Genomic DNA, 13,408 nt, shown 5'->3' with positions numbered 1-13,408 from the left:
GAGGGTCGGAGGTTTGAGTTGCCGCAACCCGAATGTGGGGTTGCGGCAACAGTCAGCTGGGAGAGCTACATCTGCCAAACTCTAGGGTTATTCACCTGGAGCCACATTTGTACTGAGGGCGTCGGTTGTGTGGCTGCTGCCGCCCCCTCCACGTACCAGTGGATCCCACGCACATCAACGATCTCTGACTCTGGGAATGGCTCAGACCAAGGGCTATAATTTTGCTCCACGCACTGGAAAAGATTGGTTAAGTGGAACCCATAGTCGGTCTGGTTGCCTGCGCCGAAGATGGGAGATAAGGGCTGATCGCTCACTAGGACAGATTGCGGGCAAACTGTTGAAAGATGGTCAATTGTTACAAAGAACCAATCAGCGCCAGGATAGAAGAACGACTGTTCAAATGGCCAGTTCCAATCCAGTGTTCCCCAGCCGTTTGGGAACATAGTGCCATCAATATTCGGGTGGCTGCTTGCGTCCTCGTGCATTACAACGAAAATGCCCCTCGGGTGATCTGAGCCTCCAGGTGTTTGACCCCATTCTGCAAGCACATAGAAGCCGGCATGACGATAGCTTCCTCCATGTTGCCCGTCGCTTGAGTGCCAAAGCTGAGTGTCAATGGCCATCTATTTTGACCCACTTTTGGCCATTTATTTTGACCCACCGTGTGTCGTCTAGCTCGTGGTTTTCTGTTTCAAGCGATAGCTCTCTCCTCCCAGCATGAAGATGTGTGAGTGGTGGATGACGCGGTCAATGATCGGTACCGCCACGGCGTCATCGTGGAAGAAGGCTCCCCAGTTGCTGAAGTCCTTGTTGGTGGTCAGGATGATTGAGCGGTACTCATACAGGCTGTTGATCAGCTGGAACAGGTTGTAGCGGGCTTGCCGGGTCATGGGCAGGTAGCCCAGCTCATCGATCACCAGCACATCGTACTTACCCAACTGTCTCAGCCGTTTTTTCAGTTCACCTTTCATCTCGGCCAGCTCCAGGTCTTCGACCAGCGCCAGTGCCGTGCGGAACAGCACCTTGTAGCCGGCTTCAATGGCCTTCAGAGCAATGCCGATGGCCAGGTGCGTTTTGCCCACCCCGGGCGGACCGATGAACACCAGGTTTTGGCGCTCATCGATGAAGCCGAAGTCCAGCAGGGCGCTGACCTGACGCTTGGTGATGGTGGTCTGGTGGCGGTAGTCGAACGCTTCTAGCGGCTTGTGCGCCGGCAGCTGTGCCTGTTTCAGGTGCCGGTCGATGCGGCGGCGGGTGCGCTCGGCCAGCTCGTGCTCGGCGATCTGCCGGGCAAGCTCCAGATAGGACAGCTCGTTGGCTTCGGCTTGGGCCAGCAGCTCACCCAGGTGCCCGGCGGTGGCGCTCAGGCGCAGGCTGCGGTACTGGGACTGGGTCTGTTCAAGCCGACTCATGGGTCACCTCCTGGCCACTGGAGCGGCCAACCTGAGCATAGGCTTGCAGGGCCGAGACAGGCATTCGGTCCTCATGATCAGGCGTTGTGTTGGTATCGGGGGCTCGCCCGCGGTCTCGAGCTTGCTGCCACGCCTCCAGGTAGCGTTGCACGGTGCTGGCGGTCAACCGGGGCTGCTGAGTCAGTGTCTGCAGCAGTTCGGCGTCGACGGGTCCATGCCGGTTGAGCAGATCACGCAGGCCTGCCAGTTGGTCCTTGTAGATCCTCGGCGAGGTCACCTTGAGCAGGTGGCACAGCGTCTCGCCCTGACCGTCGGGCAGCTGTTGGCAGATGGCCGCTTCCAGATCCGCGATGCGCTGGGCCGGATCCCGGTAGTGGTGGTTGTTCTTGATCGTGCGGCCTTTCTCCAGACACAGCACGTGCTCAGCAATGTGCTCGCCGCTCTCCAGGTCATGGATATGCAGGTGACCCTCCTGTTCACAGACACCCACCTGGGCCCGCTGCCAGCGCAGGGGCACTGAGTACTGGTTGGCTTTCCACGAGATCAGCCCGGTTTTGTCGGCCCGGCGGGTCTCGTGGTCAGGGCGAGCCTGAAGCAGGCTTTGCGCCACAATGTAGGGACGCAGGTGTGCGCGCTCGTCGGCCTCGAAGTGGGCCCGCGGCTGGCGACCGGTGGCGCCGTGCTTGCGAACATTGGCCACGGCCTCCAACCAGCCTTGCAGGTGCTGGCACAGCGCCGTCTCGCTCTCGAAGCACTCCCCGTAAAGGGCGTCCTGCTTGACGTACTTGACCCCGGCCTCCACCTTGCCCTTGCTCTCGGGATCATAGCCCTCGCAGGCATGGATCCGGTAACCGGCAGTCGTGGCGTACTGGTGAAAGCGTTGATTGAGCGTCAGCTCTCGGTACCGCTCGTGGATCACCACGAGCTTGGTCTGATCGTATACACACTCCTCAGGCACACCACCAAAGTAGCGGAAGGCTTCGTCGTGAAGCTGGATGAACGCCTCGGTGTCCAGAGGCTGGAATCGCACCCCCACGTACATCAGCCGTGAACAGGCCAGAACGAAGACCACGAAGTAGACCACCCGCTCCACCCCTGCGATCATCACTCCGCGCAGCTCGCCGGGGTCAACCTGGCACTGAACGCCGGGTACGGCGTCAACCACCGGCTCGTAATAACGAGTCTGGCCGTTGGCGATTTGCTCCTTGAGCGCTCGCACGTAGCGGCGCAGGCTACGCTCAGAGGCTGGCAACTCGCCCACTTTCTCACGAAGTCGCCGAGCCAGCTTGATGGCGCTCAGCCGGGGATACGTCTTGAGCTGATGGATGAGGAAATCTCGATACTCGTCCAGACGCTTGCTACGCGAGGGATCCTCCTGGGCCTGGCTGATCGCCATCTCGTTCAGTCTCAGGTACTTGCGAACCGTGTTACGGGCAATGCCCAGTTCCCGGCTGATCGCCCGGACCGATAGGCCCCGCCCCTGATCGTGTAATGCTTTGATTTTGTGAATCACAACCCACTCCTTCAATGATCTGTCCCGGCTTATTTGTCTGGCACGGGACGCTACAGTGTTTTGTGGCCAAAGCCACCCGGGGTGGGTCAAAATTGTTGGCCAATAGTGGGTCAGTTTAGTTGGCCATTAACACCTCTCTTAACGTGCTCCTCGAAGCGCCTGTCATGCTTGACGAGCTTCTTTCTTAGCTCTCGCTACTTGTGAGGTCTTGGCACACCAGCCCCCTGGGGTCATCACTCACGCAGACTGAATCTGAAAGCCATTCTGATTCTGGGGGTGTGGAAAAGGAATATCTGACGCTGCCTCGTCAACAGAATCGGCACCTTGCCCGTAAAGCGCGGCAGTATGGTATCGGCGGGCTTAGTGGTATTTCCGCCAGTACTCTTCCGGGGCATCTTTCCAAATGGAACCAATCTCTCCACGCGAAGCCGCAAAGCTGATCTGCATCTCAATGAGTTCATTTAGAGATTCCAGAGCTTCACCCTTGGAATCAGCCTCGGTCACAATATCGAGATCTAGTGCCACTGCCTTCCAGTTTTTCTCTTCTGGATTGCTAAACACCACGCATCGAATGCTGATGTTATCCATCCTCGCTCCTCCTGAACGACAAATACCCCGGAAGCTACCCGAGGTTGTGCAAAATTTGCCGCTAATTACAAATGTAGCAAACTACCTCAGATTAGACAGTGTTTGTGGCAATGGTTGCCTCCAAACCCCGGATGAGGAGCGAATTCTTGCAGGAAGACCGGGTCCTTCTGCGTGAGAGCCCGCCCTTGCGAGCTCTTCCGGGGCAGTACCACCGATGGTGTTTAAGGTGGCAAGGGACGTGCGGACGGCTCCAGGCAAGGGCTTCTTTGCATACGCAAAACCGCCCTTACCTGTCTGCCTGCACTGCTGACGCTTCGCGTCAGCGAGCTCGGGCCGCTTTGCGGCCCTCGGTTCGAACCCTAAAGCGGGCAGCATTAAGGCTTATGGTTTCGAATGGGCTTGTCGGTTCTCGAAGCTTCCGACTTCGGGCGCCTGGGTTCGATTCCGCCACAGAAGCGGCAAATAAAAAGGCCCCGCTCTTGCGAGCGGGGCCTTTTTATTTGGCGTCCCCTAGGGGATTCGAACCCCTGTTGCCGCCGTGAAAGGGCGGAGTCCTAGGCCTCTAGACGAAGGGGACTGAAACGCGGTGGTTTCGAGCCACTTAAAACTTTTTTGGTGGAGCCAGGCGGGATCGAACCGCCGACCTCTACAATGCCATTGTAGCGCTCTCCCAGCTGAGCTATGGCCCCACAACAAGCCGAGCATTTTAGACAAGAGGGTCAGGATCGTCAAGCGATTTCGTGTCGCTTTTTTGCCTTTCAGTTCTTGCCCAGCACGAGCGCGGCGAAGTCTACCATACCTTTGTCGTGGCTGGTGATGCGTCGTGCGGCCAGCAGCGCGCCGCGGGCGAATACGCGGCGATCCGTGGAACGGTGCGTCAGCTCCAGGCGCTCTCCGTCACCCAGGAAAAACACGGTGTGCTCGCCCGCCACGTCGCCGCCGCGCACGGCCTGGTAGCCAATTTCATCGCGATCACGGGCCTGGCGTCGCTGGCTGCGGTCATGCACTGCGCTGCTTTCGAAATCGAGTCCACGGCCGCGAGAGACGGCCTGGCCCAGCCACAGGGCCGTGCCGGAAGGTGCGTCGAGCTTGCGTCGATGGTGCGCTTCCATGATTTCGATGTCGAAGTCGTCGTCCAGGGCCGCGGCGGCCTGCTCGGCCAGCCGGGCCAGCAGGTTCACACCGATGCTGAAATTCGCCGCGCAACACACCGGAATCCGACTGGCGGCCTTGGTCAGCCGCTCTTCCAGTGAGCGGTCCAGCCCGGTGGTCCCCACCACCAGCGGCAGACCGCGTTGTTCGGCATACGGAATGATGCTCGCCAGAAGCTCGGGATGCGAGAAATCTATGATGACATCGGCTGTGACCGATGGGTCGAATGCCTGATGGCGGCTCGCCTGTCCAACCAGCTTACAGCGCTGGTCAGCCGCGATCAGGTCGACGAGAGTGCGGCCGACCACGCCAGTGGCTCCGCTGAGTAGAATCCGAGTGCTCATGATGCCAGCTTACCGCACGCGGCCGGCATGCTCAGAGCCCCATGCGATCGAAAAAGCGCTTGACCTTGTCGGTCCAGCCCGTCGACTGTGGATTCTGGGCCGACTGCTCTCCCATGGTGTCCTGAAGCTGTTCGAGCAGTTCTTTCTGTTCGCGGGTGAGATTGACCGGTGTTTCCACCATGACCCGGCACAGCAAGTCTCCGGCCGAGCGGCTGCGAACTGACTTCACGCCCTTGCCGCGCAGGCGAAACAGCTTTCCGGACTGGGTTTCGGCCGGAATCCTGAGCAGTACCGAGCCATCGAGCGTGGGCACCTTGAGCTGCCCTCCCAGTGCCGCGGTGGTGATGGTAATGGGGACTTCGCAGAACAGGTCATCACCGTCACGTTCGAACAGCGGATGCGGACGTACCTGTATGTCGACATATAGATCCCCGGCCTGACCACCCTGGGTTCCGGCGGCCCCCTCGCCACTCAGTCGAATGCGATCGCCGGTATCCACACCGGGTGGAATCCTTACTTGCAGAGTGCGGGTTTCGCGCACCTGGCCCGAGCCATTGCAGTCGCCACAGGGGTCCTTGATCGTTCGCCCCGAGCCGTGACAGGCCGGACAGGTTTGCTGAACCGAGAAAAAGCCCTGCTGCATGCGCACCTGGCCCTGCCCGCCACAGGTTGAACAGATATCGAGCTTGCCGCTTGTCGACCCGGTGCCGTTGCAGGTTTCGCACTCGCCCAGGGTGGGCAGGCGAATCTCTTTTTCTATGCCGGCAACGGCTTCTTCGAGATCCAGCTCAAGCGTGTAACGCAGGTCCTGGCCACGTCGGGTACGTTGCTGGCGCCGGCGGCCGCCACCCCCGAAGATGTCGCCAAAAATGTCGCCAAAAATGTCGTTGATATCGCCGAAGCCGGCGTGACCGCCCCCGCCGCCAGCTCCGCCCATGCCGTTGACACCGGCATGTCCGAAGCGATCGTAAGCCGCACGCTTTTGCTCATCCTTGAGCACATCGTGCGCCTCGCGGACTTCCTTGAACTTCTCTTCGGCTCCGGGATCGTCCGGATTGCGATCCGGATGGTACTTGCGCGCCAAACGACGATAAGCCTTGCGAATCTCGTCAGTCGAGGCTTCGCGCGATACGCCCAGTGTTTCGTAGTAGTCTGCGGACATGCCGGAAAAGTCAACCCGTTGGCTGGTGTGCTGGTTCGCTCGTTACGTCTGCTAAACGAGATCGTCCCGGATCAGCGCTGTGCACTGCCCGGGACGACCTTTGCATTCAGTGATCCCGAGGATCACTTCTTGTCTTCGTCGTCGACCTCGGTGAACTCGGCGTCGACCACTTCCTCTTCACCGGAGTCGGCCTCGGTACCGGCATCTCCACCCTGCTCGGGCGCACCTTCGTCGGCCTGGGCCTTTTCGGCGGCCGCCTTGTAGAGTTCGGTGCCGGCCTGCTGCAGTTCGTTGACAGCCTGGTCGATGGCTTCCTTGTCGTCGCCCTTGATGGCTTCGTCCACCTTGGCCAGCGCTTCTTCGATCTGCTGCTTGACACCCGCGTCGAGCTGGTCGCCATGCTCACTCAGGCTGGTGCGCGTGGCATGGGCGATGCCATCGGCATTGTTGCGTGCAGTCACCAGCTCCTGGAACTTCTTGTCCTCTTCCCGGTGAGCCTCGGCGTCCTGCACCATCTTTTCGATCTCATCCTCGGAAAGACCGGATCCGGCCTTGACCTCGACCTTCTGCTCGCGACCCGTGGCCTGATCCTTGGCCGAGACGTGCAGAATGCCATTGGCATCGATGTCGAATGTCACCTCGATCTGGGGCACACCGCGGGGGGCTGCCGGAATACCGGTGAGATCGAAGCGGGCCAGCGACTTGTTGGCCGCGGCCTGATCACGCTCACCCTGCAGCACATGCACGGTGACTGCGCTCTGGTTGTCCTCGGCCGTCGAAAAGACCTGCGAGGCGCGCGTCGGGATAGTGGTGTTCTTCTCGATGAGCTTGGTGAACACGCCACCCAGCGTCTCGATACCCAGCGACAGCGGCGTGACATCGAGCAGCAGCACGTCTTTGACATCGCCGGCCAGCACACCGCCCTGGATGGCGGCACCCACGGCCACGGCCTCGTCCGGATTGACATCCTTGCGCGGATCCTTGCCGAAGAAGTCGGCCACGGCCTTCTGCACGGCCGGCATGCGTGTCTGGCCGCCGACGAGAATCACTTCATCGATCTCGTCCACTTTCAGACCGGCATCCTTGAGCGCGGTCCGGCAGGGCTCGATGGAACGCTTGACCAGTTCTTCGACCAGCGATTCCAGCTTCGAGCGCGTGACCTTGATATTGAGGTGCTTGGGCCCGGACTGATCCGCCGTGATGTAAGGCAGGTTGACCTCGGTCTGCTGGGCCGAGGACAGCTCGATCTTGGCCCGCTCGGCTGCTTCGCGCAGGCGCTGCAGTGCCAGCGGATCGTTGTGCAGGTCCACACCCTGCTCCTTCTTGAACTCTCCGGCCAGGTAGTCGATCAGGCGTAGATCGAAGTCCTCGCCGCCGAGGAAGGTATCGCCATTGGTCGCCAGCACTTCGAACTGCTTCTCGCCGTCGACATCGGCAATTTCGATGATTGAAATATCGAAAGTACCGCCGCCGAGATCGTAGACGGCCACCTTGCGATCAGCGCCTTCCTTGTCCAGCCCGTAGGCCAGCGAGGCCGCCGTGGGCTCGTTGATGATGCGCTTGACGGTAAGCCCGGCGATCTTGCCGGCATCCTTTGTGGCCTGGCGCTGGGAATCATTGAAATAGGCCGGCACGGTGATGACCGCCTCGGTGACTTCCTCGCCGAGATAGTCCTCTGCCGTCTTCTTCATCTTCATCAAGGTGCGCGCTGAAATCTCCGGCGGCGCCATCTTCTTGTCGCCGACCTGTACCCAGGCATCACCGTTGTCCGCCTCGATGATCTTGAACGGCACCAGCTTCCTGTCCTTCTGAACCACGTCTTCAGAGAACTTCCGGCCGATCAGGCGCTTGACCGCGTACAGTGTGCGGTCGGGGTTGGTGACAGCCTGACGCTTGGCCGGTTGCCCGACCAACACTTCGTCATCCTTGGTGAAGGCCACAACCGAAGGGGTCGTCCGATCGCCTTCGGCGTTCTCGATGACCCGCGCCTTGCCGCCTTCCATGATGGCAACGCAGGAATTGGTCGTTCCCAGGTCAATGCCGATAATCTTGCTCATGGTCTGAAAATCCTGTTTCCGTCTGATTTGGAAAGTCGTAAAACTGCTCTAGCCGATTAGTGGGGCCCGGCCGTGCTTATTTCAATCGCAGCGGCATTTCAATCGTTCCGCGCAACGATGACGCGAGCGGCGCGCAGCAACCGATCATGCAGGCGATATCCCTTCTGCAGTACGGCCAGCACGGTGTCCGGTTCAGCGTCTTCGCTGGGCTGCATGCTCATGGCCTCGTGCCATTGCGGGTCAAAGCGCTCGCCGACCGGCTCGATGACTTCCAGCCCATACTGTTCGAGTGCCTTGAGCAGAAGTCGACGAGTCAGGGTCAGGCCTTCGCTGGAAGCAGCACCGCCGTCAGCACCATCAAGACCCTGGTCAAGTGCATCGATGACTGGCAGCAGTTCGCGCATCAGCCCTTCCAGCTGAAAGCGGCGGGCCTTTTCGAGTTCGCGACGGCTGCGCTTTTCCATGTTGTCCATTTCCGCGCGCGTTCGCAGCAGGGCGTCGCGCAGACGCGTCACCTCTTCGGCCGGCACGACATCGGCGTCACCGCTGACGTGACCATCGCCGCCTGCATCATCCGTTGAATCCAGTTCCGGCTGAGAGGCTTCTGGCTGCTCGTATTCTTCGTGTGGCTGTTTCGGGTCACCCATGGCTCTGGTTCTGTTTGCGTGATTGATCCTGCCGCCAACAATGGGGCTGGCCGACTCCGAATACAACCGCCGTTGCCGTTTGTGCGGCTTGGTGCTAGTTTGATGGCCCCCGAATGCTCCGACGGTGAAACGACCTCGCATGCTGCGCGCGCTGGCAATACGACATTTCGCCATCATCAGCGAACTCGACATCCGGCTGGAACCGGGCTTCACGGCCATCACCGGCGAGACCGGTGCCGGCAAGTCCATCCTGGTCGATGCCCTGGGGCTGTTGCTGGGCAACCGCGCCGACAGCGCCCTGGTGGCAACCGGCGCCAGGCAGGCCGAACTGTCGGCGACCTTCGATATCAGGGAAATCGCCACCGTTCGCGAGTGGCTCGATGATCAGGCCATGGACGAGGGAGATGATCTTCTGCTGCGCCGAGTGATCTCCGCGGACGGCCGTTCCCGAGCCTGGATCAACGGACGCAGCGCGACGATCAGCCAGCTTGGCGAACTGGGCGCCAGATTGGTCGAGATTCATGGTCAGCATGAGCATCAGCGGCTCGAGAAGCCCGAGGTTCAGCGCAGGCTGCTCGACGGGGAACTGGATTCGGCCATCCCCGGCAACGTGGCCTCGGCCTGGAGCCGCTGGAATGAGGCCAGTCAGGCGCTGAACGAGTTCGAGCAGGACGCTGGCGACCCGGAGGCGATCGAACTGCTGCGCTACCAGTGTCGCGAGCTCAATGAGCTGAGCCTGGCTGAAGGCGAGTTCGAACAGCTTGAAGCCGAACAGGACCGACTGTCGCGCAGCGATGAGATTCGGCAGGCCGCGGCCAATGCCAGCGCCGCGATTGATCAGGACGACACCCCCAGCGTGCGCTCACTGATGCAGGCCGCGCTGCACCAGCTCTCGCCTGTGAGCGATTCCGACCCGCGCCTGGCCGAGGCCGCGACCATGCTGGAGGAGGCCCGCATCAACATCGACGAGGCCTATGCCCTGATCGAACGGGTTGGAGACGAAGAGCTCGGCGACCCCGAGCGCCTGGCGGAGGTCAACCAGAAACTTCAACGGGCACTGGACCTGGCCCGCAAGCACAGGGTCGAACCGGCTGAACTGCCGGAGCTGACCGTTTCACTCAATCAGCGCCTGGAGCAGCTTGAAAGCCAGGGAGAAAAACGCACGAGCCTTGAAGCCGAGGTTCAGACCGCCAGGCAACTCTGGGAAGAAGCCGCCGCTTCATTGAGCGCAGCACGCGCCGAGGCGGCCGCTGCAATATCGACCCGTGCCCGAGACTGCCTGGCAGAACTGGGCATGGATCGGGCCAGCATCGAGTTCAGCATCGAGGTCCGTTCGGAATCGACCCCCTCCCCCCATGGTCGCGATGCCGTCCGCGTCGATTTCACCGCCAATCCCGGACAGTCGCCAAAACCACTGACCCGTGTGGCTTCAGGCGGCGAACTGTCACGCGTGGCCCTGGCCCTGATGATTGCAACCGGCAACCGGGAAGGTACCCGGACCCGCATTTTTGACGAAGTCGATGCCGGCGTCGGCGGCGAAACAGCCCACGCCGTCGGCCGCTTTCTGCGCCAGGCCGCCGGCCAGGGCCAGGCCCTGTGCGTGACACACCTGGCCCAGGTCGCCGCCTGCGCCGACCACCAGCTCCGAGTCACCAAGCACAACGAAAAAGACACCACCGACACCCAAATCGAACACCTCGACCCCACGGCCCGCAAACACGAAATCGCCCGCATGCTGGGCAACGCCGAATCGAGCACCAGCCTGGCGCACGCAGAGGAGATGTTGGGGGGAGGTGAAGGTGAAGTGTGAAGGGTTAAGTGTTAAGTGTTAAGTGGCGGGCCTCGGTGGCTGATTGAGTTGGCTGGTGAGTGTGGCGATTTTAGCAGTGAGTGGAGACGGGGTGGGAGCTTATAGGTTCGGAGTTCGGGTTGTAGGTTCTGCCCATTAAACAGGCAGTTGCAAATGAATATTGAGAATCTGCTTCATCGGCCGCCATCCCCTGTCTAAGGCACCACACAAAACACAAGGCACCTTCACCCACCAAGAGTCCGCCGGAGGCATAAGCGCACCCAGCCACCTCTCCGCCCCAACGCCCGCCTAACACCTAACACCTAACACTTCCCACTATCCTCTCTTCGGCCTGACATAGAGCACCAGCGAGTGGTCGACGATTTCGAAACCGTGTTGGGCTGCGATTTCTTCCTGGCGTTGTTCGATGGCTTCGTCGTGGAACTCCACCACCTCGCCGGTTTCGACGCAGACCATGTGGTCGTGGTCTTCTTCGTCGATTTCGTAGCAGGCCTGCTGAGCGCGGCCGGTGCCGCCGTCGAACATGTGCTTGCGGACCAGTCGGGCCGCCTCGAACTGGGACAGGACCCGGTACACGGTGGCCAGACCGATCTCCTCACCCTGGTCAACCAAGGCCCGATAAATCTCGTCGGCCGTCATGTGTTTCTGGTCCGTTGTTTCCAGCAACCGCAGAATCTGCAGGCGCGGGTGGGTAACCTTGAGGCCGGCCTTTCGCAGCTCGCTCGACTCTTCCGCCATCGGTGATCCTTAGCCTGATTCCAGTTAAGTATTGTATCATTGGGCACATGAAAAACTTCCGCACTCTCCGCTTGGCGTCAAGCCTTTCCGCCCTGCTGCTGGCCGGCACCCTGACCGGCTGCAACCTGGTCTACAAGCAGAATATCCAGCAGGGGAATGTCCTTGATGCTGAGGATGTTGCCGAGCTCAGCGAGGGCATGACCAAACGCCAGGTCCAGGTGCTGCTGGGCTCACCGTCGATTCAAAGCCCGTTCCACAGCGATCGCTGGGACTACATGAACACATTCTCCCAGCGCGGTGGTACCCCAAGCAAGCGTGTCCTGACACTGCATTTCGAGAACAACCGTCTGGTTGCCATGGAAGGCAATTACCTGGACGAAGACGATGTGGCTCGCCAGGCGCTGGACGACCTGCAGGACGAAGAAGAAACCCCGATTCAGGATCTCGACACCCTGCAACAGCCCGACTTCGATCCGGACCCCACCTCCGGTGGTTCCGGCTACTAACGGTCTGCTCAATAGTGAGACCGTTAGCAACCCGGGTCAGGAGCGGCGCTTTCGCTCCAGTTCGGCCATCTGCCGCCGGACTTCCTTGGGATCTGCTCGCAGCGGACGGTAAATTTCGACGCGATCACCGTCTCTGAGCACGGTATCGGCGGAGCGTCGTTGCCCGAAAATGCCCAGCCGGCCCGGATCAATCTCGATGCCAGGCAGTCGACGCGCAATCTCCGAGCGCTCGACAGCTTCACCCAGCGTGCTGCCCGACGGCAGATTGAGTACCAGCAGTTCCTGTCGGTCCGGAAGGGCGGCGGCGACTTCAACGCGAATTGTGCCGTCCTCAGCCATGGATGGCTTCGGCCCGACGGGCAAAGTCGTCAACCATGCGGTCGGCCATGCGAGCGAAATTGCGCCGGAATGGTCGGAGCAGCAAAGATCCTGGCATGCGGAATCGAAGGTCCAGACTCACCCGACAGCCGCCCTCCAGCGGCTCGAAACTCCAGCGCCCCGACAGCTCATCGAATGGCCCGTCCTGCAGTTGCATGGCCAGCGAATGAGGCCGATCCAGCACGTTACTGGTGGTAAATCGCCGCACGAGCCCGCCCAGACTCACCTCCAGCGTGGCAAGCTGCAGGCTCTCGCACTCTTCATGAACCTGAGCGGTGCGAACCCAGTTCAGAAACTCGGGATAACGGGCCACGTCGCGCACCAGGTCGAATATCTGGTCGGGCCGGTAGGGAACCAGGGCAAAGCGGTGGACTTCGGGCATGCAGGTAAGGGTTCAGGGTTCAGGGTTCAGGGTTCAGGGTTCAGGGTTCAGGGTTCAGGGTTCAGGGAGCGCAAGACACCCTGAACACGCCGCGAAATTGTAACGCCCATTCCCCAGTCGTCCCATTTTTTCGAATGACTGACCCGTACCCCCTGAATCCTGCTCGCTGAATCCTGAATCCTGAAACCTCAAACCAACCCTGCGCTATCATGGCCCATCCATCCAGACCCGACTGAAACCGCAGTGTCAAGCAAGTCCTCGTCATCCACCATCGCCCTGAACAAGCGTGCCCGCTTCGAGTACAAGCTCGAGGAACGCTTCGAGGCCGGTATTTCGTTGATGGGCTGGGAGGTCAAGGCCCTGCGCGCCGGTCGAGTCCAGTTTGGTGAGAGCTACGTGCTGCTCAAGGACGGCGATGCTTTCCTGTTCGGATGCCTGATCACCCCGCTGCCTTCGGCCTCGACTCACGTGCAACCGGACCCGATGCGCAATCGACGTCTGCTACTGCACCGACGCGAACTCGACCAACTCATTGGCATGGTCGAGCGCAAGGGCTACACGCTGATCCCGACGGCGATGTACTGGAAGAAGGGCAAGGTCAAGGTCGAGATCGCTCTGGCCAAGGGCAAGAAGACCCACGACAAGCGTCGCACCGAGAAGGAGCGAGACTGGCAGCGTCAGAAGGGTCGGCTACTGCGCCAATCCTGATCCCCGGGGCA

14 protein-coding genes and 2 tRNA genes are annotated in these 13,408 nt (G+C 60.6%); 3 read left to right on the top strand and 13 right to left on the bottom strand.

What is annotated here, in order from left to right; genetic code table 11:
* Positions 1-65: 65 nt before the first annotated feature.
* From IC757_RS06215 to grpE, 10 genes are all read right to left on the bottom strand, one after another.
* A complete protein-coding gene (locus IC757_RS06215) occupies positions 66-623 on the bottom strand; it encodes a hypothetical protein (RefSeq protein ID WP_190976490.1) in 558 nt (185 codons plus the stop codon).
* A 48-nt stretch (positions 624-671) separates the two neighbouring features.
* Entirely contained in the window at positions 672-1,412 is a 741-nt protein-coding gene (gene istB, locus IC757_RS06210) for an IS21-like element helper ATPase IstB (RefSeq protein ID WP_190974040.1), read from the bottom strand.
* Complete coding sequence (gene istA / locus IC757_RS06205; protein ID WP_190976489.1) at positions 1,399-2,925, bottom strand: IS21 family transposase; 1,527 nt, start codon at positions 2,923-2,925, stop codon at positions 1,399-1,401. The genes istB and istA overlap by 14 nt, the downstream gene beginning before the upstream one ends.
* 360 nt (positions 2,926-3,285) lie before the next feature.
* Entirely contained in the window at positions 3,286-3,513 is a 228-nt protein-coding gene (locus IC757_RS06200; protein WP_190976488.1) for a hypothetical protein, read from the bottom strand.
* Positions 3,514-4,014: 501 nt separating this feature from the next.
* A tRNA-Glu gene (locus IC757_RS06195) sits at positions 4,015-4,090 on the bottom strand.
* Between the two features lie 36 nt (positions 4,091-4,126).
* Positions 4,127-4,202, bottom strand: a tRNA-Ala gene (locus IC757_RS06190).
* A gap of 69 nt (positions 4,203-4,271) precedes the next feature.
* Positions 4,272-5,009: a 4-hydroxy-tetrahydrodipicolinate reductase gene (gene dapB, locus IC757_RS06185; RefSeq protein ID WP_190976487.1), complete on the bottom strand. Its 738-nt coding sequence runs from the start codon at positions 5,007-5,009 to the stop codon at positions 4,272-4,274.
* Between the two features lie 31 nt (positions 5,010-5,040).
* The gene (gene dnaJ, locus IC757_RS06180; protein WP_190976486.1) at positions 5,041-6,171 is read right to left on the bottom strand and encodes a molecular chaperone DnaJ; all 1,131 of its coding nucleotides are present in this window, start codon (positions 6,169-6,171) and stop codon (positions 5,041-5,043) included.
* A gap of 122 nt (positions 6,172-6,293) precedes the next feature.
* Entirely contained in the window at positions 6,294-8,228 is a 1,935-nt protein-coding gene (dnaK, locus tag IC757_RS06175) for a molecular chaperone DnaK (RefSeq protein ID WP_190976485.1), read from the bottom strand.
* A gap of 98 nt (positions 8,229-8,326) precedes the next feature.
* Complete coding sequence (gene grpE / locus IC757_RS06170) at positions 8,327-8,875, bottom strand: nucleotide exchange factor GrpE (RefSeq protein WP_190976484.1); 549 nt, start codon at positions 8,873-8,875, stop codon at positions 8,327-8,329.
* A gap of 124 nt (positions 8,876-8,999) precedes the next feature.
* Between grpE and recN the strand changes: the two genes are divergently transcribed.
* Positions 9,000-10,685, top strand: a complete 1,686-nt coding sequence (gene recN / locus IC757_RS06165; protein ID WP_190976483.1) for a DNA repair protein RecN — start codon at positions 9,000-9,002, stop codon at positions 10,683-10,685.
* Positions 10,686-11,000: 315 nt separating this feature from the next.
* On the opposite strand, the gene fur is transcribed toward recN, so the two are convergent.
* A complete protein-coding gene (fur, locus tag IC757_RS06160; protein ID WP_190976482.1) occupies positions 11,001-11,423 on the bottom strand; it encodes a ferric iron uptake transcriptional regulator in 423 nt (140 codons plus the stop codon).
* 71 nt (positions 11,424-11,494) lie between these two features.
* On the opposite strand from fur, the gene IC757_RS06155 reads away from it, so the two are divergent.
* Complete coding sequence (locus IC757_RS06155; protein ID WP_190976481.1) at positions 11,495-11,929, top strand: outer membrane protein assembly factor BamE; 435 nt, start codon at positions 11,495-11,497, stop codon at positions 11,927-11,929.
* 36 nt (positions 11,930-11,965) lie between these two features.
* Here the strand turns inward: IC757_RS06155 and IC757_RS06150 are convergent, their stop codons facing one another.
* Together IC757_RS06150 and IC757_RS06145 are read right to left on the bottom strand one after the other, a co-directional pair.
* On the bottom strand, positions 11,966-12,268 hold the full coding sequence (locus tag IC757_RS06150; protein WP_190976480.1) for an RnfH family protein: 303 nt from the start codon (positions 12,266-12,268) through the stop codon (positions 11,966-11,968).
* Complete coding sequence (locus IC757_RS06145; RefSeq protein ID WP_190976479.1) at positions 12,261-12,689, bottom strand: type II toxin-antitoxin system RatA family toxin; 429 nt, start codon at positions 12,687-12,689, stop codon at positions 12,261-12,263. The genes IC757_RS06150 and IC757_RS06145 overlap by 8 nt, the downstream gene beginning before the upstream one ends.
* Positions 12,690-12,932: 243 nt before the next feature.
* Here IC757_RS06145 and smpB point away from each other — a divergent pair, with 243 nt between their 5' ends.
* Complete coding sequence (gene smpB, locus IC757_RS06140; RefSeq protein ID WP_190976478.1) at positions 12,933-13,397, top strand: SsrA-binding protein SmpB; 465 nt, start codon at positions 12,933-12,935, stop codon at positions 13,395-13,397.
* Positions 13,398-13,408 lie beyond the last annotated feature (11 nt).

The sequence above is a fragment of the Wenzhouxiangella sp. AB-CW3 genome, from assembly GCF_014725735.1.
Lineage (GTDB): Bacteria > Pseudomonadota > Gammaproteobacteria > Xanthomonadales > Wenzhouxiangellaceae > Wenzhouxiangella.
This window is presented reverse-complemented; position numbering and strand designations above follow the sequence as displayed.

Coding starts and splice junctions, on each gene's coding strand:
- IC757_RS06215 (WP_190976490.1), bottom strand. CDS start 623: ATGGCCATTGACACTCAGCTTTGGCACTCAAGCGACGGGCAACATGGA.
- dnaK (WP_190976485.1), bottom strand. CDS start 8,228: ATGAGCAAGATTATCGGCATTGACCTGGGAACGACCAATTCCTGCGTT.
- dapB (WP_190976487.1), bottom strand. CDS start 5,009: ATGAGCACTCGGATTCTACTCAGCGGAGCCACTGGCGTGGTCGGCCGC.
- IC757_RS06145 (WP_190976479.1), bottom strand. CDS start 12,689: ATGCCCGAAGTCCACCGCTTTGCCCTGGTTCCCTACCGGCCCGACCAG.
- IC757_RS06150 (WP_190976480.1), bottom strand. CDS start 12,268: ATGGCTGAGGACGGCACAATTCGCGTTGAAGTCGCCGCCGCCCTTCCG.
- grpE (WP_190976484.1), bottom strand. CDS start 8,875: ATGGGTGACCCGAAACAGCCACACGAAGAATACGAGCAGCCAGAAGCC.
- IC757_RS06200 (WP_190976488.1), bottom strand. CDS start 3,513: ATGGATAACATCAGCATTCGATGCGTGGTGTTTAGCAATCCAGAAGAG.
- dnaJ (WP_190976486.1), bottom strand. CDS start 6,171: ATGTCCGCAGACTACTACGAAACACTGGGCGTATCGCGCGAAGCCTCG.
- fur (WP_190976482.1), bottom strand. CDS start 11,423: ATGGCGGAAGAGTCGAGCGAGCTGCGAAAGGCCGGCCTCAAGGTTACC.
- istB (WP_190974040.1), bottom strand. CDS start 1,412: ATGAGTCGGCTTGAACAGACCCAGTCCCAGTACCGCAGCCTGCGCCTG.